This is a genomic window from Pseudomonas sp. FP198 (genome assembly GCF_030687895.1).
Classification (GTDB): domain Bacteria; phylum Pseudomonadota; class Gammaproteobacteria; order Pseudomonadales; family Pseudomonadaceae; genus Aquipseudomonas.
This window is the reverse complement of the sequence record NZ_CP117452.1, coordinates 1,579,036-1,598,425: the sequence shown is the minus strand read 5'-3', so window position 1 is coordinate 1,598,425 and position 19,390 is coordinate 1,579,036. Positions and strand designations below refer to the sequence as shown.

At 61.4% G+C, this 19,390-nt stretch carries 19 protein-coding genes; 12 read left to right on the top strand and 7 right to left on the bottom strand.

Translation table 11 applies throughout. From position 1 onward, the window contains the following. Positions 1-97: 97 nt before the first annotated feature. From PSH78_RS07520 to PSH78_RS07510, 3 genes are all read left to right on the top strand, one after another. Complete coding sequence (locus PSH78_RS07520) at positions 98-733, top strand: RluA family pseudouridine synthase (protein WP_018612476.1); 636 nt, start codon at positions 98-100, stop codon at positions 731-733. 178 nt (positions 734-911) lie between these two features. Further along, positions 912-2,201 (top strand): M18 family aminopeptidase, encoded by a 1,290-nt coding sequence (locus PSH78_RS07515; protein ID WP_305499502.1) that lies wholly within the window; start codon positions 912-914, stop codon positions 2,199-2,201. A 206-nt stretch (positions 2,202-2,407) separates the two neighbouring features. Then, complete coding sequence (locus tag PSH78_RS07510) at positions 2,408-2,590, top strand: hypothetical protein (protein WP_305499501.1); 183 nt, start codon at positions 2,408-2,410, stop codon at positions 2,588-2,590. Between the two features lie 7 nt (positions 2,591-2,597). On the opposite strand, the gene PSH78_RS07505 is transcribed toward PSH78_RS07510, so the two are convergent. Continuing rightward, positions 2,598-3,323: a UTRA domain-containing protein gene (locus tag PSH78_RS07505; RefSeq protein ID WP_305499499.1), complete on the bottom strand. Its 726-nt coding sequence runs from the start codon at positions 3,321-3,323 to the stop codon at positions 2,598-2,600. 350 nt (positions 3,324-3,673) lie between these two features. Here PSH78_RS07505 and PSH78_RS07500 point away from each other — a divergent pair, with 350 nt between their 5' ends. The 6 genes from PSH78_RS07500 to PSH78_RS07475 all read left to right on the top strand — a co-directional run bounded on the left by PSH78_RS07500 (position 3,674) and on the right by PSH78_RS07475 (position 9,074). Beyond that, on the top strand, positions 3,674-4,741 hold the full coding sequence (locus tag PSH78_RS07500) for an ABC transporter substrate-binding protein (protein ID WP_305499498.1): 1,068 nt from the start codon (positions 3,674-3,676) through the stop codon (positions 4,739-4,741). A gap of 212 nt (positions 4,742-4,953) precedes the next feature. Next, the gene (locus PSH78_RS07495) at positions 4,954-5,760 is read left to right on the top strand and encodes an alkaline phosphatase family protein (protein WP_305499497.1); all 807 of its coding nucleotides are present in this window, start codon (positions 4,954-4,956) and stop codon (positions 5,758-5,760) included. Positions 5,761-5,765: 5 nt separating this feature from the next. Further along, entirely contained in the window at positions 5,766-6,602 is an 837-nt protein-coding gene (locus tag PSH78_RS07490) for an ABC transporter permease subunit (protein ID WP_305501201.1), read from the top strand. Further along, positions 6,589-7,389 (top strand): ABC transporter permease, encoded by an 801-nt coding sequence (locus tag PSH78_RS07485; RefSeq protein WP_305499495.1) that lies wholly within the window; start codon positions 6,589-6,591, stop codon positions 7,387-7,389. Before PSH78_RS07490 ends, PSH78_RS07485 begins: the two co-directional genes overlap by 14 nt. After that, a complete protein-coding gene (locus PSH78_RS07480) occupies positions 7,386-8,375 on the top strand; it encodes an ABC transporter ATP-binding protein (RefSeq protein ID WP_305499493.1) in 990 nt (329 codons plus the stop codon). Before PSH78_RS07485 ends, PSH78_RS07480 begins: the two co-directional genes overlap by 4 nt. A gap of 45 nt (positions 8,376-8,420) precedes the next feature. Continuing rightward, positions 8,421-9,074 carry an HAD family phosphatase gene (locus PSH78_RS07475; protein WP_305499491.1) on the top strand — a complete coding sequence of 218 codons (654 nt, stop codon included), beginning with the start codon at positions 8,421-8,423 and terminating at the stop codon, positions 9,072-9,074. Positions 9,075-9,341: 267 nt separating this feature from the next. On the opposite strand, the gene PSH78_RS07470 is transcribed toward PSH78_RS07475, so the two are convergent. Beyond that, entirely contained in the window at positions 9,342-10,304 is a 963-nt protein-coding gene (locus tag PSH78_RS07470; protein ID WP_305499489.1) for a zinc-binding dehydrogenase, read from the bottom strand. A 142-nt stretch (positions 10,305-10,446) separates the two neighbouring features. On the opposite strand from PSH78_RS07470, the gene PSH78_RS07465 reads away from it, so the two are divergent. Beyond that, positions 10,447-12,525, top strand: a complete 2,079-nt coding sequence (locus tag PSH78_RS07465) for a carboxy terminal-processing peptidase (RefSeq protein ID WP_305501199.1) — start codon at positions 10,447-10,449, stop codon at positions 12,523-12,525. A 130-nt stretch (positions 12,526-12,655) separates the two neighbouring features. After that, complete coding sequence (locus tag PSH78_RS07460) at positions 12,656-14,443, top strand: bifunctional diguanylate cyclase/phosphodiesterase (RefSeq protein WP_305499488.1); 1,788 nt, start codon at positions 12,656-12,658, stop codon at positions 14,441-14,443. A gap of 191 nt (positions 14,444-14,634) precedes the next feature. Here the strand turns inward: PSH78_RS07460 and PSH78_RS07455 are convergent, their stop codons facing one another. The 5 genes from PSH78_RS07455 to PSH78_RS07435 form a co-directional block, all read right to left on the bottom strand. Next, a complete protein-coding gene (locus PSH78_RS07455; RefSeq protein WP_305499487.1) occupies positions 14,635-15,036 on the bottom strand; it encodes a sel1 repeat family protein in 402 nt (133 codons plus the stop codon). After that, positions 15,037-15,408, bottom strand: coding sequence for a hypothetical protein (locus PSH78_RS07450; RefSeq protein ID WP_003179080.1), 372 nt, complete (start codon positions 15,406-15,408; stop codon positions 15,037-15,039). It abuts the gene before it with no gap. Further along, complete coding sequence (locus PSH78_RS07445; RefSeq protein ID WP_305499486.1) at positions 15,405-15,743, bottom strand: helix-turn-helix transcriptional regulator; 339 nt, start codon at positions 15,741-15,743, stop codon at positions 15,405-15,407. Before PSH78_RS07445 ends, PSH78_RS07450 begins: the two co-directional genes overlap by 4 nt. Before the next feature lie 111 nt (positions 15,744-15,854). After that, positions 15,855-16,310 carry a YkvA family protein gene (locus PSH78_RS07440; protein ID WP_305499485.1) on the bottom strand — a complete coding sequence of 152 codons (456 nt, stop codon included), beginning with the start codon at positions 16,308-16,310 and terminating at the stop codon, positions 15,855-15,857. Between the two features lie 286 nt (positions 16,311-16,596). Further along, positions 16,597-17,310 carry an FKBP-type peptidyl-prolyl cis-trans isomerase gene (locus PSH78_RS07435; RefSeq protein WP_305499483.1) on the bottom strand — a complete coding sequence of 238 codons (714 nt, stop codon included), beginning with the start codon at positions 17,308-17,310 and terminating at the stop codon, positions 16,597-16,599. Positions 17,311-17,579: 269 nt separating this feature from the next. Between PSH78_RS07435 and PSH78_RS07430 the strand changes: the two genes are divergently transcribed. Continuing rightward, the gene (locus PSH78_RS07430; RefSeq protein ID WP_305499481.1) at positions 17,580-19,385 is read left to right on the top strand and encodes a di-heme-cytochrome C peroxidase; all 1,806 of its coding nucleotides are present in this window, start codon (positions 17,580-17,582) and stop codon (positions 19,383-19,385) included. Positions 19,386-19,390 lie beyond the last annotated feature (5 nt).

Here is a 19,390-nt window from a genome sequence, read left to right as displayed (position 1 = left end):
CAGCAGGTGCCACGGCGGCTCGGGCCTTTCTCCCCCCCTTACAAGGGACAAGGAGAAGGGTTCGAGCCGCCGTTGGCGTTTGTTACGAGACTGTTCAATGCCCCTGTCCAACATCCGCATCATCCACCAGGACGCCGCCGTACTGGTGGTCGACAAGCCGACCCTGCTGCTCTCCGTGCCTGGCCGGGCGGACGACAACAAAGATTGCCTGATCACCCGCCTGCAGGAAAACGGTTATCCGGAAGCGCGAATCGTGCACCGGCTGGATTGGGAAACGTCCGGCATCATCCTGCTGGCCCGCGACCCGGACACTCATCGCGAACTGTCCCGGCAATTTCATGATCGAGAAACCGAAAAGGCCTACACGGCATTGTGCTGGGGCCAACCGGAGCTGGACAGCGGCAGCATCGACCTGCCCTTGCGCTACGACCCGCCGACCAAGCCCCGCCATGTGGTCGATCACGAACAGGGCAAGCATGCCTTGACGTTCTGGCGTGTACTGGAACGTTGCGGCGACTGGTGTCGGGTCGAACTGACACCGATCACCGGGCGCTCGCATCAATTGCGCGTGCACATGCTCTCCATTGGCCATCCGCTGCTCGGCGACGGGCTCTATGCCCACCCGCAAGCCCTGGCCGCCTGGCCGCGGCTGTGCCTGCACGCGAGCATGCTCAGTTTCACCCACCCGCAAAGCGGCGAGCGCCTGCGCTTCGAGTGCCCTGCACCGTTCTGAGAAACACCTCCGACACTGTGGCGAGGGAGCTTGCTCCCGCTGGGTTGCGAAGCGACCCCTTTTTTGGGCCTGCTGCGCAGTCCAGCGGGAGCAAGCTCCCTCGCCACAGTTCCGCCTGGAGTGCTCACCGACGCTGCTAATACGGTAAACTCCCGCCCATTGCTGTCTGGAGTTCTTTATGCATGCACAGTTGAACCAGGGCCTGATCGACTTCCTCAAGGCCTCCCCTACCCCGTTCCATGCCACCGCCAGCCTTGCCCAGCGCCTGGAAGCGGCGGGTTACGAGCGTCTCGATGAACGCGAAACCTGGGCCACCGAGGCCAATGGTCGTTATTACGTCACGCGCAACGATTCCTCGATCATTGCCTTCAAGCTGGGCCGCAACTCACCGCTGCACGACGGCATCCGCCTGGTCGGCGCGCACACCGACAGCCCCTGCCTGCGGGTCAAGCCGCAGCCGGAACTGCAACGCCACGGGTTCTGGCAACTGGGCGTGGAAGTCTATGGCGGTGCACTGCTGGCGCCGTGGTTCGACCGCGACCTGTCCCTGGCCGGGCGGGTGACCTTCCGCCGCGACGGTAAGGTCGAGAGCCAGTTGATCGACTTCAAGACGCCGATCGCGACGATCCCGAACCTGGCTATCCACCTCAACCGTGAAGCCAACCAGGGCTGGGCGATCAACCCGCAGAACGAACTGCCGCCGATCCTCGCGCAATTCGCCGGTGACGAACGCGTCGACTTTCGTGCCGTGCTCACCGACCAGCTGGCCCGGGAACATGGCTTGAACGCCGACGTGGTGCTCGACTACGAGTTGAGTTTCTATGACACCCAAAGCGCAGCGGTCATCGGTTTGCACGGTGACTTCATCACCGGTGCGCGCCTGGACAACCTGCTGTCGTGTTATGCCGGCCTGCAGGCCTTGCTGACCGCCGACACCGAAGAAACCTGCGTGCTGGTGTGCAACGACCACGAAGAAGTCGGTTCCACCTCGGCGTGTGGCGCCGACGGTCCGATGCTCGAACAGACCCTGCGCCGCCTGTTGCCCGAAGGTGAAGAGTTCGTACGCACGATTCAGAAATCCTTGCTGGTTTCGGCGGACAATGCCCACGGCGTACATCCCAACTATGCCGACAAGCACGACGCCAACCACGGCCCCAAGCTCAACGCCGGCCCAGTGATCAAGGTCAACAGCAACCAGCGCTACGCCACCAACAGCGAAACCGCCGGGTTCTTCCGCCATCTGTGCATGGCCGAGGAAGTGCCGGTGCAGAGCTTCGTGGTGCGCAGCGACATGGGTTGCGGCTCGACCATCGGCCCGATCACCGCCAGCCAGCTGGGCGTACGCACGGTCGACATCGGCCTGCCAACCTTCGCCATGCACTCGATCCGCGAGCTCTGCGGCAGCCACGACCTGGCGCATCTGGTGAAAGTGCTGAGCGCGTTCTACGCGTCTCGCGAATTGCCGTAAGCCTTTGTGTGGCGAGGGAGCTTGCTCCCGCTCCAATGCGCAGCATTGGCAGAATCTGCGTTCAGCCGCGGATTTGGGGCGGCTGCGCCACCCGGCGGGAGCAAGCTCCCTCGCCACAAGAGCATCCGCCACGGGATGTGTGCATACCGCCTTCCTCGCCAAACCCCAACTAGACTGACCTTATCCCTCCCGACAAGGCTGTCGCCATGATTTCCATGACCTCGTTCAACGCCATGCTGGTGCCCATCATCGCCGGCATGATCCTGCTCGCCATCGGCTTCAATTTCCGCGACAAGAACGTCGGCGTGTTTGCCATGTGGATCGGCATGTTGCTGATTCTCGTCACGGTACTGTTCAGGATCCTGGCCAAGCTCAACGACGTCTCCTGAACGCGCCTCAGGCCGGCTGTTCCGGCACGTCTACCCCGACATGGATCGCATCGTGGCGCCAGAACTCCAGGTCGCAATCGATCAGCCGCTGATGCTGGTCGTAGTTGACCCGGGCAATCCGCAGGCCGGGGCTGCCGACCGACACTTTCAGCGCCGCCGCGGCTTCCGGCTGTAGCGATGTCGGCACAATTTCGAATTTCACCCGGCCGTAGCGCAGGTCGTAGTGGCGAGCGTACAGCTCGGTCATCGACTGGTTGAGATCAAATTCGAGGATGTCCGGGAAATACGCGGGATTCAGGTAATGCTCGACGTACAGCACCAGGCGTTCGTCGATGCGCCGGGTGCGGCAGATCTGGATGACGCTGGACAGCGCCGGCAATTGCAGCCAGGCGCAGACCGCCGCCGACGCGGGTTGCAGGCGGGCCGAGATTACCTGGGTCGACGGCACGCGTCCTTGGGCACTGACCATCGCGTGGAAATGACTGCGCTGCATCAGGTTGTAGGCCAGCCGTGGTGGCGACACGAACCAGCCCCGGCGCTCTTCCCGATAGATCTGCCCCTGGGCTTCGAGCTGCAACAGCGCCTCGCGCACGGTAATGCGGGTGGTGCCGAACAGTTCGCTGAGCTTGCGCTCGGCCGGCAACTTGCTACCAGGCGCCAGCAAGCCGTGATCGAGCTGCTCCTGCAGGACCTGCCCGATGGTTGTCACCGCTTTGGTTGTCTCAACGCGCATCAACGTTACCTATCTGGACTAGACCAGCACTGTTTCGGGGCAGGATTCGATCACACATCAATCCACGTCTCATGCCTGCAAGCCTAGGCACTGCGCATGACTGATAGATGACACAACCGCTGAACGGTCAACACATCGGCTTGCAAATTAACGGCCAAGGCCTTGCAGATCAGCCGCTTACTCATGGTCTACGCTTATGACGCAGCGACGCTTCATGAGCCCGACGATTGCTGGCGAACCTTGCATCGACATCAAAATGTCATGGGACGCGCCTACATTGGCTCAGGTATTGCTGACCTAGACCAACACCATCGCAATCGCAGCGTTGAAAACGCCCATAGGAGCTTCGGATGAAACAGCTTTTCCTGGCATCACTGTTAGGCTCGACCATTGCCATGTGCACCGCCGCCATGGCCGCTGATACCGATCTGAAAACATTGGAAGCCGCTGCGAAAGCGGAAGGCGCCGTCAACAGCGTCGGCATGCCCGATGACTGGGCAAACTGGAAAGGCACCTGGGACGACCTGGCCAGACTTTATGGCTTGAAACACATCGACACCGACATGAGCTCGGCCCAGGAAATCGCCAAGTTCGCCGCCGAGAAGGACAACGCCAGCGCCGACATCGGCGACGTCGGTGCCGCCTTCGGCCCGATCGCGGTCAAGCAAGGCGTGGTCCAGCCCTACAAACCAAGCACCTGGGAGCAGATCCCGGACTGGGCCAAGGACAAGGATGGCAACTGGGCCCTGGCCTACACCGGCACCATTGCGTTCATCGTCAACAAGAAATTGCTGCACGGCTCCGAAGTGCCGACCAAATGGGCCGACCTGAAGGGCGGCAAATACAAAGTTTCCATCGGTGACGTGAGCACCGCCGCCCAGGCCGCCAACGGTGTGCTGGCCGCGGCCCTGGCCAACGGTGGCGACGAGAAGAACATTAAACCGGCCCTGTTGTTGTTCGCCGATATCGCCAAGCAAGGCCGCCTGTCCATGGCCAACCCGACCATCGCCACGATGGAAAAAGGTGAAGTCGAAGTCGGCGTGGTCTGGGATTTCAACGGCCTGAGCTACAAGGCCAAGATGGCCAACCCGGATGACTACGTCGTGCTGATTCCGTCCGACGGCTCGGTAATCTCCGGCTACACCACCATCATCAACAAATACGCCAAGCACCCGAACGCCGCCAAGCTGACCCGCGAATACATCTTCAGCGACGCCGGCCAGATCAACCTGGCCAAGGGCAACGCCCGGCCGATCCGCGCCGAGCACCTGAAACTGCCGGAAGAAGTCCAGGCCAAGCTGCTGCCGAACGAGCAGTACAAAGGCGTGACGCCGATCAAGGATGCCGACGCGTGGGAGAAGACCTCCAAGGCGCTGCCGCAGCAGTGGAATGAAGAAGTCATCGTCGAGATGAAGTGAGGCGCTAGCTCCCGCTTGGAGATCCACTGGAAATCCAACTGTGAGAGCAAGCCCTGTGGGAGCGAGCTTGCTCGCGATGAACGATGACACGGTCCCGCAGTTGAACCGTGTCGTCTTCATCGCGAGCAAGCTCGCTCCCACAGAACCTGCTTCCACAATGGACTTCTGTGAACCCGATATCTCAGCGACACCTGCCCGGAGTCCCGGTCCCCATGAAGCACAACGTCATCCTGGTGGTGCTCGACGGCCTCAACTATGAAGTCGCCCGGCATGCCATGGGGCATTTGCAGGCGTATGTCGGCGCAGGACGCGCGGCGCTCTACACACTGGAATGTGAACTGCCCGCCCTGTCCCGCCCACTCTACGAATGCATCCTCACCGGCGTCGTGCCCATCGACAGCGGGATCGTGCACAACAATGTCTCGCGCCTGTCGAACCAGCGCAGCATTTTCCATTACGCCACCGACGCCGGCCTGAGTACGGCGGCCGCGGCCTATCACTGGGTCAGCGAGCTGTACAACGTGTCACCCTTCATTGCCGGTCGTGATCGCCATACCGAAAACCCCGACCTGCCGATTCAATACGGACATTTCTACTGGAATGACCACTACCCCGATTCCCATCTGTTCGCCGACGCCGAACACCTGCGCCAGCGCTACTTGCCGAATTTCCTGCTGGTGCACCCGATGAACATCGACGATGCCGGCCACAAGCACGGCCTCGACACCCCGCAGTACCGCAACAGCGCCCGCTCGGCGGACATCAACCTGGCGGTTTATCTGCAAGCCTGGCTCGACGCCGGTTATCAGGTGCTGGTGACTTCCGACCATGGCATGAACAACGACCGCTCCCACAACGGCCTGCTACCGGAAGAACGGGAAGTGCCGCTGTTTGTCCTCGGCGATGGCTTCAGCCTTGACGCCAACGCGGCCCCTCGGCAAACCGAACTGTGCGGCACCATTTGCCAGCTGCTCGGGGTCGCCCATGACAAACCCTATTGCCAGGAGTTGCTCAAGTGAATGCCATGACGCGCGGCAAATGGCTGGCAGTGTTGTGCCTGGTGCCCTTTGCAATTTTTTTCATTGTGTTCCAGATCGCCCCGCTGCTCTGGGTGCTGGTCAACAGCCTGGAATCGGAAGAGTTCGGCTGGGGCCTGGCCAACTTCAGCAAGATCTTCAGCTCGAAATTCTACCGACAGGCGATCCAGCACAGCCTCGAAATCAGTTTCTGGTCCAGCGTGTTCGGCATCATCATCGCCGTGCTCGGCAGCTACTCCCTGCGCCGTGTCGATTCGCGGCTGCGCAACTTCGTCAACGCCTTCGCCAACATGACCAGCAACTTCGCCGGCGTGCCCCTGGCCTTCGCGTTCATCATCCTGCTGGGGTTCAACGGCAGCATCACGATCATGCTCAAGCAGGCGGGGATCATCGAGGACTTCAACCTGTATTCGAAAACCGGGCTGATCATTCTCTACACCTATTTCCAGATCCCCCTGGGCGTGCTGCTGCTTTACCCGGCCTTCGACGCGCTGCGCGAAGACTGGCGTGAGTCGGCGTCCCTGTTGGGCGCCAGCGGCTGGCAGTTCTGGCGGCACATCGGCTTGCCGGTGCTGACCCCCGCGCTGCTCGGCACGTTCGTGATCCTGCTGGCCAACGCCCTCGGCGCCTATGCCACGGTGTATGCGCTGACCACCGGCAATTTCAACGTCCTGCCGATCCGCATCGCGGCGATGGTCTCCGGCGACATTTCCCTCGACCCGAACATGGCCAGCGCCCTGGCCGTGGTGCTGGTGGCGTTGATGACCCTGGTGACCGTCGTCCATCAGTTGCTGCTGAAGAGGAGCTACCATGTCTCGCGCTGAATCGGGCCCGGCCGGGGTCTATCATCGAGCGGTGGTGTACCTGCTGTTCGCCATCCTGCTGCTACCCCTCGCCGGCACGCTCATCTATTCCATCGCCAGCAGTTGGTCGGCCACCGTGCTGCCCAGCGGCTTCACCTTCAAGTGGTACTTGCAGCTCTGGAGCGACCCGCGCTTTCTACACGCCTTCGGCCAATCGCTGATTGTCTGCGTGGGCGCGCTGGTGCTTTCGGTGGTGCTGATCCTGCCGCTGCTGTTCGTGGTGCACTACCACTTTCCGAAACTCGACGCGCTGATGAACATCCTCATCCTGCTGCCCTTCGCGGTGCCGCCGGTGGTGTCCTCGGTGGGGTTGTTGCAGCTCTATGGCTCCGGGCCACTGGCGATGGTCGGCACGCCGTGGATCCTGATTGGCTGCTACTTCACCGTCGCCCTGCCGTTCATGTACCGGGCGATCACCAACAACCTGCAAGCCATCAACCTGCGCGACCTGATGGACGCCGCCCAACTGCTCGGCGCCAGCACTTTCCAGGCCGCGTTGCTGGTGGTGCTGCCGAACCTGCGCAAGGGCCTGATGGTGGCGCTGCTGCTGTCCTTCTCGTTCCTGTTCGGCGAGTTCGTGTTTGCCAACATCCTCGTCGGCACCCGCTATGAAACCTTGCAGGTGTATCTGAACAACATGCGCAACAGCAGCGGCCATTTCACCAGTGCGCTGGTGATTTCCTACTTCTTCTTCGTACTGGTCCTGACCTGGGCGGCCAACATCTTGAACAAGGACAAAAGCCAATGAGCTACGTCAGCGTCCAACATTTGCAGAAAGGCTACGCCGGCACGCCGGTATTCAGCGACATCAACTGCGAAATCCACAAGGGCGAGTTCGTCACCCTGCTCGGCCCTTCCGGGTGCGGCAAGTCCACGCTGCTGCGCTGCATTGCCGGCCTGACAGCGGTGGATACGGGCCAGATCCTGCTGGACGGCCAAGACATCGTGCCGCTGAGTCCGCAGAGGCGCGGGATCGGCATGGTCTTCCAGAGTTATGCGCTGTTCCCCAACATGACCGTGGAGCAGAACGTCGCCTTCGGCCTGCGCATGCAAAAGGTCGACGCTTCGGACAGTCGCCAGCGTGTACTGGAGATTCTGCGGCTGGTGGAGCTGCATGACTTTGCCGCCCGCTACCCCCATCAACTGTCTGGCGGCCAATGCCAACGCGTGGCCCTGGCCCGCTCCCTGGTCACCCGGCCGCGCCTGTTGCTGCTGGACGAGCCGCTGTCGGCGCTGGACGCGCGGATTCGCAAGCACTTGCGCGAACAGATCCGTCAGATCCAGCGGGAACTGGGCCTGACCACCATCTTTGTCACACACGATCAGGAAGAAGCCCTGACCATGTCTGATCGGATTTTCCTGATGAATCAGGGAAAGATCGTCCAGAGCGGCGATGCCGAGACCCTTTACACTGCCCCCGTCGATGTCTTTGCCGCCGGCTTCATCGGCAACTACAACCTGCTCGACGCCGACAGCGCGAGCAAGCTGCTGCAACGCCCGGTGAACGGTCGCATAGCCATTCGCCCGGAAGCCATCGAGCTGAGTCGCAACGGCGATCCCGACGCGCTGATCCGCAGCCACAGCCTGCTGGGCAACGTGATCCGCTACCGGGTCGAGGCCCGCGGCGTGGAACTGGTGGTGGATGTGCTCAACCGCTCGGCCGCCGACCTGCATCCCGATGGTGCACGGCTGGCACTTTCCATCGATCCATCGGCGCTGTGTGAGGTAGCCTGATGGTCTGGTTGATTTTGAAGATATCTTGAAAAGGGAAGCGCGTTGATGGCTCTGGCAATTTTTGATCTGGACGAAACCCTGATCCACGGCGATTGCGCCACCCTCTGGAGCGAGCAGATGGGGCGCCTGGGCTGGGTCGATCCCGAGTCGTTCATGCGCCGCAACAACGAGCTGATGGACGCCTACAGCCATGGCAAGCTGCGCATGGAAGAGTACATGGACTTCAGCCTGGAACCGATGATCGGCCGCACGCCGGAAGAGATCGAACACCTAGTGGCACCGTGGGTGGAGGACTTCATCGAACCGATCATCTTCAGCGACGCCACCAAGGCCATCGCCGAGCACCGCAAGGCCGGTGACCGGATCCTGGTGATCTCGGCCTCGGGCACGCACCTGGTCAAGCCAATCGCCGAACGCCTGGGCATCGATGAGATCCTCGCGATCGAGCTGGACGTCGCCCATGGCGTGTACAGCGGCAAGACCGTGGGCACCCTGACCTATCGCGAAGGCAAGATCGCCCGGCTGCTGGATTGGCTGGACGCCGAGGAGGAAAACCTGGAAGGCGCGAGTTTCTATTCCGACTCGCGCAATGACCTGCCGTTGCTGCTCAAGGTCGATCACCCGCACGTCGTGAACCCGGACCCGGTATTGAAGGCCCATGCCGAATCGGCCGGCTGGCCGGTTCATATCTGGAAGTGAAGCAGATCAACTCCACAACACCTAAGGCCTTAATGGCTTGTGGCTGCTGTGGCTGTTGTGGCTGTTGTGGCTGTTGTGGCTGTTGTGGCTGTTGTGGCTGTTGTGGCTGTTGTGGCTGTTGTGGCGAGGGAGCTTGCTCCCGCTCGGCTGCGAAGCAGTCGTAAAGCTGGCTGACGCGATCCTTCCGAACAGACGCGTCGTCGAGATTGGGGCGGCTACGCCACCCAGCGGGAGCAAGCTCCCTCGCCACAGGGCACCGACTCCCGATCAGCTCAGGCTGTCATCGACCACCAGGACCAGTTTCCCGGACACCTGATTGGTCGCCAGCTCGGCAAACGCCGCCTCGGCATCGCTGATCGCAAACGTCCTGGCCAACTGCGGGCTCAGGCGCTTGTCGGCAAACAACGGCCACACCTGTTGCCCCAACTCGGCGATCAGGTCGGCCTTGAACTGATCATTGCGACTGCGCAAAGTCGAACCCAGCAACTGGATACGCTTGCCCAGCACCTGGGCCAGATCGAGCTCGGTGGTGCGCCCGCCCATTAGCCCGATCAATACCCAGCGCCCGTCAACTGACAAAAGTTTCACGTTGAGGCTGGCGTAGTTGGCGCCGACCGGATCGAGGATCACGTCGAACGGCCCGAAGTCGTTCAGGCTGTTGATGTCGTCGGTGCGCACCACGCCGCCCTGGGCCCCGAGCGCTTCGCAATAGGCCAGCCGCTCGGCCGAACCGACGCTGACCCAGCACGGGTTGCCGAACGCCTTGCACAGCTGGATCGCGGCCGAACCGACGCCGCTGGCGCCGGCGTGCAGCAGCACTTTTTCACCCGGCCTGAGCCCGGCCAGCTGGAACAGATTCAGCCACGCGGTGGCGTAGACCTCAGGCAGCGCGGCGGCTTCGGCCAGTGACAGGCCTTCCGGAACGGGCAACACATGCCGACCATCGACCACCACTTCCTCGGCCATTGCGCCGCCGGCCAGCAAGGCGCAAACCCGGTCGCCGACCTGCCAGGACGAGCCCGGCCCGACCTCACTGATCACCCCGGAACATTCCAGCCCCAACACCTGGCTGGCGCCGGGTGGCGGTGGATAATGCCCGGCTTTCTGCAACAAATCGGCCCGATTCAGGCCGGCGGCCGCTACACGGATGCGAACTTGCCCGGCATCACACGCCGGACTTGGCTCATCTGCCCATACCACTTGGCCTTCAACGCCTTGCAATGCTTTCACGGTGCCTCCATAGTGAGTCTCGACTGGGCCCGCTGCTGTTACAACGCCGGGCTTTCTTGCATTATGCGCCCGGGCCACATGGAACCGGCGACTTCAAAGACGGCCTAATATGCGTGATCAATTGTCCCTGCGTCGAATCAGCATGAAGCACTTTTTCCCCAGCACTGCACTTGCCCTCTTCATTGGCCTTGGCGCTTCAGCGCTCTCGAACACTGCGTTCGCCGCCAACAGCTGGGACAAGCTTCAGCCCGATCGCGACGAGGTGATCGCCAGCCTCAACGTGGTTGAGTTGCTCAAGCGCCATCACTACAGCAAGCCGCCACTCGATGACGCGCGCTCGGTCATCATCTATGACAGCTACCTGAAGCTGCTTGATCCGTCGCGCAGTTATTTCCTGGCCAGCGACATCGCCGAATTCGACAAGTGGAAGACCCAGTTCGACGACTTCCTCAAGAGCGGCGACCTCAACGCCGGCTTCATTATCTACAAGCGCTACCTGGACCGCGTCAAGGCGCGCCTGGACTACGCCCTTGCCGAGTTGAACAAGGGCGTCGACAAGATCGACTTCAATGCCAAGGAAACCTTGCTGGTCGACCGCAAGGACGCCGCATGGCTCAAGAGCACCGCCGAACTCGACGACCTGTGGCGCAAACGCGTCAAGGACGAAGTGTTGCGCATGAAGATCGCCGGCAAGGATCCCAAGCAGATCCAGGAAACCCTGATCAAGCGCTACAAGAATCAACTCGCGCGCCTGGACCAGACCCGCGCCGAGGACGTCTTCCAGGCCTATATCAATACCTTCGCGATGTCCTACGACCCGCACACCAATTATCTGTCGCCGGATAACGCGGAAAACTTCGACATCAACATGAGCCTGTCCCTCGAAGGCATCGGCGCGGTACTGCAGAGCGATAACGATCAGGTCAAGATCGTGCGCCTGGTGCCGGCCGGCCCTGCCGACAAGACCAAGCAGGTCGCCCCGGCGGACAAGATCATCGGCGTCGCCCAGGGCAACAAGGAAATGGTCGACGTGGTCGGCTGGCGCCTGGACGAAGTGGTCAAGCTGATCCGCGGCCCGAAAGGCTCGGTTGTCCGCCTGGAAGTCATTCCGGCCAGCAATGCGCCGAACGACCAGACCAGCAAAGTCGTATCCATCACCCGTGAAGCAGTGAAGCTGGAAGAACAGGCCGCGAAAAAATCGGTCCTCCAGCTCAAGCAGGACGGCAAGGACTACAAGCTCGGCATCATCGAGATCCCGGCTTTCTATCTGGACTTCAAGGCCTTTCGCGCCGGGGATCCGAACTACAAGAGCACCACGCGCGACGTCAAGAAACTGCTGACCGAACTGCAGAAGGAAAAGGTCGACGGCGTGGTCATCGACTTGCGCAACAACGGCGGTGGCTCCTTGCAGGAAGCCACCGAACTGACCAGCCTGTTCATCGACAAGGGCCCGACCGTGCTCGTGCGTAACGCCGATGGTCGTGTCGATGTACTCGAAGACGAAAACCCCGGCGCGTTCTACAAGGGACCGATGGCCCTGCTGGTCAATCGCCTGTCGGCCTCGGCTTCGGAGATTTTCGCCGGCGCCATGCAGGACTACCATCGCGCGCTGATCATCGGCGGCCAGACCTTCGGCAAAGGCACCGTGCAGACCATCCAGCCGCTGAACCACGGCGAACTGAAGCTGACCCTGGCGAAGTTCTACCGGGTTTCCGGGCAGAGCACCCAACACCAGGGCGTGCTGCCTGACATCGATTACCCGTCGATTATCGACACCAAGGAAATCGGTGAGAGCGCCCTGCCCGAAGCCATGCCGTGGGACACCATCCGGCCTGCAATCAAGCCGGCCGTGGACCCGTTCAAGCCGTACCTGGCCCAGTTGAAATCCGAGCATGACGCCCGCACGGCCCAAGACGCGGAGTTTGTATTTATTCGCGACAAGCTGGCCCTGGCGCAGAAGTTGATGATGGAAAAAACCGTCACCCTCAACGAAGCCGAGCGCCGCGCGCAGCATGCCGACATCGAAGCCAAGCAACTGGCCATGGAAAACCTGCGTCGCAAGGCCAAGGGCGAAGAGCCGCTCAAAGAGCTGAAGAAGGAAGACGAAGACCTGATCACCGAGCCGGAAAAAACCAAGCCGGAAGACGACGCCTACCTGAGCGAAACCGGTCGGATCCTGCTCGATTACCTCAAGCTCAATACGGCGGTCGCCAAACATTGAAATGATGGCCTTTTAATGGTGGCGCTCGTCGGAGTGTCATCAAACTGACATCAGTCTGTCGTGAAATACAGGACCGGGCGCACCCCAGCAGGGGTTGCGCCCAGTCCTTTTTTTATCGCCAGAGATCGCCATGACCACGACAGAACAGCTGAGTGCCTTGAGCTCAATCCTGAGTCAAAGCGGTTTGCACAGCCTGTTCCAACCGATCATCTGTCTTTCCGAACGACGCATCCTCGGCTACGAGGCCCTGACCCGCGGCCCGTCGAACAGCCCGCTGCATTCCCCCATCGCGTTATTGTCCGTGGCGCGCCAGGCCGGACGCCTCAGCGAACTGGAGCTGGCCTGCCGACGCAGTGCCTGCCAGCGCTTCAACGAACAGAAGCTGCCGGGCAAACTGTTCCTCAACGTCTCGCCAGAATCGCTGCTCGAATCGGCCCACCAGACCGGCCGCACCCTGCAGCTGCTGCAGGACTTCGGCATTCCGCCCAGCCAGGTCGTTATCGAACTGACCGAACAAACGCCTATCGATGATTTCCAGCTTCTGCAAACCGCCCTGCATCACTATCGAGCCATGGGTTTTTCCATTGCCCTGGATGACCTTGGGGCCGGGTATTCAAGCTTGCGGCTGTGGTCCGAATTGCGACCTGACTACGTGAAGATCGATCGGCATTTCATCGATGGCATTCACCAGGACGCACTCAAGCGTGAATTCGTCGGTTCCATTCTCAAGATCGCCCAGGCTTCACGGGCCCAGGTGATCGCCGAAGGGATCGAACTGCCGGAAGAGCTCGCTGTGTTGATAGAAATGGGCGTCGACCTGGTCCAGGGCTACTTGCTTGCCCGGCCCCAGGAGCATCCATCCCAGGACGCCAAGGCATTGATGCCCCGCCAGGACAGCGGCGTGGTACCGCTGGGCGATGAAGTCAACGACCTCACTGCGCTGCTCAACGAACAACCGGCAGTCGCCCACGACACGCCGACGGCAGCGGTACTGGAAGCGTTCCGGCGCCAGGCCAACCTCAATTCCCTGGCGGTGCTGGACGACCGTGACCAACCGTGTGGCATCGTCCATCGTCATTCACTCTCGGATGCCCTGCTCAAGCCTTTCGCCACCGACCTGTTCGCTCGCAAGCCCATCAGCCGCCTGATGAGCGATGATTTCCTCGCGGTTGAACTGAGCCAGTCACTGCAACAAGTCAGCCGCCTCATCACCAGCCGCGCCCGCCAGCGCATCGAAGAAGACTTCATCATCACCCTCAACGGCGGCTACCTCGGCCTGGGCCGGGTGATCGACGTACTCAAGCTCATCACCGAACTGAAGATCCAACAGGCGCGCTACGCCAACCCGCTGACTCTGCTGCCGGGCAACGTGCCCATCCAGCAGTGCCTTACGCGCCTGCTGCAGCAGCGCCAGGAGTCGGTGATCTGCTACGTCGACATCGACAGTTTCAAACCCTTCAACGACATCTACGGCTACGGTCGCGGTGACGAAGTCCTGCTGTGCCTGGCCCAATGCCTGAACGAACGCATTGACCCCAGCCGCGATTTCGTCGGCCACATCGGCGGCGACGACTTCCTGCTGGTCCTCGGCCCGGACGACTGGCGCAAGCGCCTGACCCAGCTGCTGAGCGACTTCCAGAACCACTGCCGCCGCTTCTACCGGCCCGAGCATCTGGAAGCCGGCTGTTTTACCGCGTTGAACCGACAGGGCATCCGGCAGGACTTTGCCTTGCTGTCGTTGTCGATCGGGGTGGTGCATCTGCGCGCCGAGGCCTGTGCAGAGCTGGATGCCAGCCAGTTGGCGGAAATGGCTTCGCAGGCCAAGCACCATGCCAAGGAGATCGTCGGGGGGAGTTTGTATCTGATTAACGGGATGGTTGAGCAGGCGCCTGTCGCGGAACTGGGGTTCTCAGCGTGAGATTCAGGTGAAACCCTGTAGGTGATAATCACCCTGTGAGTGGTGCTCATCCCGTGGCGAGGGAGCTTGCTCCCGCTGGGCTGCGTAGCAGCCCCTTTTAACAGCGCCTCGGTGTGCCTGGTTGATCGAGCAGGCTGGTTTGGGGCGGCTTCGCCGCCCAGCGGGAGCAAGCTCCCTCGCCACGAGCGGTTTCAGGGTTCCTTGCTCTCGAGCGCCTTGAGCTTGATCTCGGCCAGCGGATGCCCGGCCTTCACGGCCAAGGTCCACCAACGCGCCGCTTCGTCCGGATCCGGCGCCTGGGTGGTAGAGCCTGCCAGACTGATGACGCCGACCTGGTAGGCGGCCTTGCCGTCACCGGCCAGTGCCGCCAGGCGGAGCAGGCGAATGCCTTCTTCCCGTGCGCCGAGTCCCTGGCCGCGAAACGTCAGGATATGCCCGTAGAAGCTCTGGGCGCCGACGTCGCCCAGGTTCGCCATGCGCGCAAACTGACCTTCAAGCCAAGCCCAGCCACGCGGCTGCCGAACCAACCATGACCAATGGAACAACCGGCGCGCCAACCAATAACCGGCCCGGGCCTTGATCCGCCAGAGCACTCAGGCCTCCGCCGATTCGGGGTACTCGTATTCGAACACCCGGACCACTTCCGACGCATGCCAGGATGCGGCGGCGACGCCGTCGGAGGGACCGGAAAAGCGCCCGAGGCGTTCAACACATTCGAAAAAACCGGTGCGTGGCAGGCGACTGGCCCCCTGGCTGATGACCAACGAACTGCGCAGTGGCTGTTCGGCCCGGGCGTCCAGCGCCGCCAGGTGTTCGAGTGCGGCGGTCAGTGTCTGCATGGCCGGGCTGGGCAGCTGCAAGCGCTCCAGCAAGGCGCGGTACGTCAATAAATGGCGCTGGCGACGCGCCTGGTCCAACTCACCCAACAACCCGTCCCAATGTTGCCGACTGATGCGTACACTCACGATTCATCCCTCCAACCCGGCACCGTCAGTTCCCAGGCCAGACTGCGCTTGATCGCGGCATCGGGCTGACGCTCGCCGCTTTCGATCATGGCCAGATAAGACGGGCTGATGCCTACCGTGCGGGCCAGCGCCTCGATGGCGATGCCCTTCCCTTCGCGCAAACTGCGTAGTTGATCCAGGCCAGGGAGAACCTGGCCGGGTGCCGCCGCATGGCGGACCGTGGCTTCTTGCGGTGCTTGATTGATGCCGGCTGCCTTCAGCAGCGCCTGGTACTGATCCCACGGCAAAACCGCGTACTCGGGCTCTCCGTCGCGCGTGATTATTTGAATATCCATGATTACCCCGTAGGACAACAACACTTAGCAAGTAAGCTTTTTCTTGGAAGTGTAATCCTAATAGCGGCCAAGGTCGCGGGGCGATGAAATCTCGCAGGGAAACGGGCCAGGTCAGGTTTTTTTCGGCCCTTGCAGCTGGAGTTGTTCCGGGGTGTCGGGAAGCCTTTCAACCCGCGCAAGCTTCTCCGGCGACTGCTGTTCGCGCCAGGCACGGAAGGCACCCAGCTCGTCGTCGAGGGTTTTCATGATCCAGGCCAGCACCGCGATGTCGTCGAACATGCCTAGCATGGGCAGCAAGTCCGGAATCGCATCCAGCGGGCTGAGGAAATACATCAGGCCCGCCACCACCGAGAGCATCGACTTGGCACTGACTGCGCGGTATTCACCCCGCCAGTAAGCCAGGCATAGAGCCTGCAGCAGACGCAGGTCCTCCTTGAGCTTGCCGAGGCGACCGCCCTCCCGGGCGCCCTTGCTGGCAACGGCGAACAGCAGCGTGGGCAGTCTGCCGCGGGCCAGGAGCCGTCCCGCCAGGGGAAGAAATCGCGCAAAATTCCACGGGGCCTTCATTTTTTCTCCACTGAAATGTTATCCACACAAATTGTGGATAACCTTGTGAACAGAGCTGCATTTCAGCGCTGTGCCCCCCGTTTCATAAGGGCCTGGCTTAGATCGGGCGTTTTTTACTCACATAAATAAACGGCAACCACCTACCCGACGGATCGACCGCATCCAGCACAGCGCTGTACTGCCTATGACTGTAGCTTGCCCTGCGCGTTCGGTTTTTTTGTCGCACCGAAAGCCAGATGCAAAAACGCCCCGCAAAAGCGAGGCGTTTTCTTCAGGGCAGACGCAGTTACTTGGCTGCGCCTTCTTTTGCCGGATCCTTGATCGCCAGCAGTTCCAGGTCGAATACCAGGACCGAGTTGGCTGGAATGGCCGGGCTCGGGCTCTGCGCGCCGTAGGCCAGGTCGCTCGGGATGTACAGTTTGTACTTCTCGCCGACATGCATCAATTGCAAGCCTTCAACCCAACCCGGGATCACGCCGCTGACCGGCAGGTCAATCGGGCTGCCACGTTCCACGGAGCTGTCGAACACAGTGCCGTTGGTCAGCTTGCCGGTGTAGTGAACGGTCACTACGTCGGTCGGCTTCGGCTGTGCGCCGCTGGCCTTCTTGACCACTTCGTACTGCAGGCCGGAAGCGGTGGTGGTAACGCCAGCCTTCTTGCCGTTTTCCTCAAGGAATTTCTTGCCGGCGGCTGCCGACTCTTCACTCATCTTGGCCATGCGTTCTTCGGCACGTTTTTGCAGTGCGGCAAAGGCTTCGACCAGTTCTTCGTCTTTCAGCTTCTGTTCTTTCTTGCCGACGGCATCTTCGATGCCCTGGGCGACTGCTTTGGAGTCCAGGTCATCCATACCTTCCTGAGCCAGGCTTTTGCCCATGTTCAGGCCAATACCGTAGGAAGCTTTCTGCGCCGGGGTTTTCAGCTCCACGCTGGTCTGCGAGTCACAACCCGCGAGTACCAGGCCAACCAGGGCTACCGCAGCCGCCAACCGATGCTGTTTCATGCTATTTCCTTGTTCATGCGCCTAAAGGGCAATCGAGTAAAGCCGCGAGCTTATCAGGCGGCCACGACCAATGGCTACCGGCATGTGAGCCACAAAGCGATGATAAGTTCAGGTCGGCAAACGCTTTTTGATCCTCGGCAGATGAAGCATCTGTCATCTGTTTCGTACCCGATCAGATCGCCCGCTACTCACAGCGTGGGGTAATGGCCACTTGCCGGCCAAGCGGCGCTGAGGCATAAGGGCATATTAAAAAAACAAGGACGTAAACCGTGCGCCTCCTCTCTCGCATTCTTTTGCTGATCCTCGCGCTGCTCGTCGTGGTCGTGGCCGTGGTGCTTTATTACGTGGCCAACCCGCGCCTGCCGGCCTACTCGCCTGTCGAACAGGTGCACTACCTGGACCAATGGAGCGCCGCCGAGCGACAGACCTACTATTTCACGCCTCAGGGCACCCAGGTCAAAGGCCTGCGTTACGAGTGGTTCACCGCACTTGAACTGCCATTCTCGCAACAGCGCTTCGCTTCGCCGGAGTATCTGGCGCGCTTCGGTTTCCTGGTCGATCCGGCGCAGAAAGTCACGCCACTGAACCCCGGCAATTTACCGGTGGGCTTCACCCGGCACCAGAACGCCGGCAGTAACGAGCAGTACCTCGACATCACCTGCGCCGCCTGCCACACCGGCGAACTGCACTTCAAGGGCCAGGCGATCCGGATCGATGGCGGCTCGGCCCAACACGTATTGCCGTCGACTGTTCCGACATTGCGCGGCGGCAGTTTCGGACAGGCATTGGTCGCAAGTCTCGCCTCGACTTACTACAACCCATGGAAATTCGAACGCTTCGCCCGCCAGGTGCTGGGCAATGACTATGACGCTCGCCATGAAGAGTTGCGCAAGGCCTTCAAGGTTTCCCTGAATGCGTTCATGCGCACCGCCTGGAACGACACCCATCGCGGCCTCTACCCCACCGAGGAAGGCCCGGGCCGCACTGACGCCTTTGGCCGTATCGCCAATGCCAGCTTTGGCGATGCCATTTCGGCGGAAAACTACCGGGTCGCCAACGCACCGGTGGATTACCCACAGTTGTGGGAAATGTGGACGTTCGACTGGGTACAGTGGAACGGTTCGGCGCAGCAACCGATGGCCCGCAACGTCGGCGAGGCGCTGGGGGTTGGCGCCACGTTGAGTTTCTTCGATGCCCAAGGCAAACCGCTGCAAGGCGATGCGCGCTACCCTTCCAGCGTGCGGGTGCGCGACCTGAACAAGATTGAAGAGACCTTGCAACTGCTCAAGCCACCCGTATGGCCGGAAGCGTTGCTGGGTTCGATTGACAAGCCCCTGGCGGCAAAGGGCAAGGCGTTGTTCGAAGAAAACTGCGCCGGCTGCCATGTGCCCAAAGTCGTCCAGGGACCTGACCGGCCGGTGCAACAGTTGCATATGCTGCCAGTGAAGGTGATCGGCACGGACCCGGGCACCGCGAACAATATTGCCGATCACCGTTTCAACCTGACCAGCCTGCAATGGGACCCGGCCGAACTGGCGAAGCTGGAAGTGCAACTGCACCCTGCCCCGACAGAGCCGCTGGACCTCAGCCAGATCTCGGTCGCCAAGGGGCTGGCCTACGTCACCGCATTCGTCGAAAACCGCGCTTACCGGGATGCCGGCGTCACGCCGGTGGAACGTCCGGCACTGGACGGTTTCGGCCTGCCCATCGGCGTCCGTGAATTACGCGCCTACAAGGCCCGGCCATTGGCCGGCGTGTGGGCAACACCGCCGTTCCTGCACAACGGCTCAGTGCCGACCATCTACCAGTTGCTGTCGCCGCAGGCCGAGCGGGCGACCACCTTCTATAAGGGCAGCTTCGAGTACGACCCGCGGCACCTGGGTTATCGCACCGAAGCGTTTGCCAATGCCTTCCTGTTCGACACCCGCCTCACTGGCAACCATAACAGCGGCCATGAATTTCGCGCTGGCGAGCGAGGCAATGGGGTCATTGGCCGTTTGCTGCAACCGCAGGAGCGCTGGGCGTTGCTGGAGTACTTGAAGGTGCTGGCCGGACCGCTGGAGTCGCAACTGTAATGATA

What these genes read in the sequence shown, in the direction of transcription:
- PSH78_RS07520 (WP_018612476.1), top strand. Translation starts at nt 98, where the DNA reads ATGCCCCTGTCCAACATCCGCATCATCCACCAGGACGCCGCCGTACTG.
- PSH78_RS07515 (WP_305499502.1), top strand. Translation starts at nt 912, where the DNA reads ATGCATGCACAGTTGAACCAGGGCCTGATCGACTTCCTCAAGGCCTCC.
- PSH78_RS07510 (WP_305499501.1), top strand. Translation starts at nt 2,408, where the DNA reads ATGATTTCCATGACCTCGTTCAACGCCATGCTGGTGCCCATCATCGCC.
- PSH78_RS07505 (WP_305499499.1), bottom strand. Translation starts at nt 3,323, where the DNA reads ATGCGCGTTGAGACAACCAAAGCGGTGACAACCATCGGGCAGGTCCTG.
- PSH78_RS07500 (WP_305499498.1), top strand. Translation starts at nt 3,674, where the DNA reads ATGAAACAGCTTTTCCTGGCATCACTGTTAGGCTCGACCATTGCCATG.
- PSH78_RS07495 (WP_305499497.1), top strand. Translation starts at nt 4,954, where the DNA reads ATGAAGCACAACGTCATCCTGGTGGTGCTCGACGGCCTCAACTATGAA.
- PSH78_RS07490 (WP_305501201.1), top strand. Translation starts at nt 5,766, where the DNA reads ATGACGCGCGGCAAATGGCTGGCAGTGTTGTGCCTGGTGCCCTTTGCA.
- PSH78_RS07485 (WP_305499495.1), top strand. Translation starts at nt 6,589, where the DNA reads ATGTCTCGCGCTGAATCGGGCCCGGCCGGGGTCTATCATCGAGCGGTG.
- PSH78_RS07480 (WP_305499493.1), top strand. Translation starts at nt 7,386, where the DNA reads ATGAGCTACGTCAGCGTCCAACATTTGCAGAAAGGCTACGCCGGCACG.
- PSH78_RS07475 (WP_305499491.1), top strand. Translation starts at nt 8,421, where the DNA reads ATGGCTCTGGCAATTTTTGATCTGGACGAAACCCTGATCCACGGCGAT.
- PSH78_RS07465 (WP_305501199.1), top strand. Translation starts at nt 10,447, where the DNA reads ATGAAGCACTTTTTCCCCAGCACTGCACTTGCCCTCTTCATTGGCCTT.
- PSH78_RS07460 (WP_305499488.1), top strand. Translation starts at nt 12,656, where the DNA reads ATGACCACGACAGAACAGCTGAGTGCCTTGAGCTCAATCCTGAGTCAA.
- PSH78_RS07445 (WP_305499486.1), bottom strand. Translation starts at nt 15,743, where the DNA reads ATGGATATTCAAATAATCACGCGCGACGGAGAGCCCGAGTACGCGGTT.
- PSH78_RS07440 (WP_305499485.1), bottom strand. Translation starts at nt 16,310, where the DNA reads ATGAAGGCCCCGTGGAATTTTGCGCGATTTCTTCCCCTGGCGGGACGG.
- PSH78_RS07435 (WP_305499483.1), bottom strand. Translation starts at nt 17,310, where the DNA reads ATGAAACAGCATCGGTTGGCGGCTGCGGTAGCCCTGGTTGGCCTGGTA.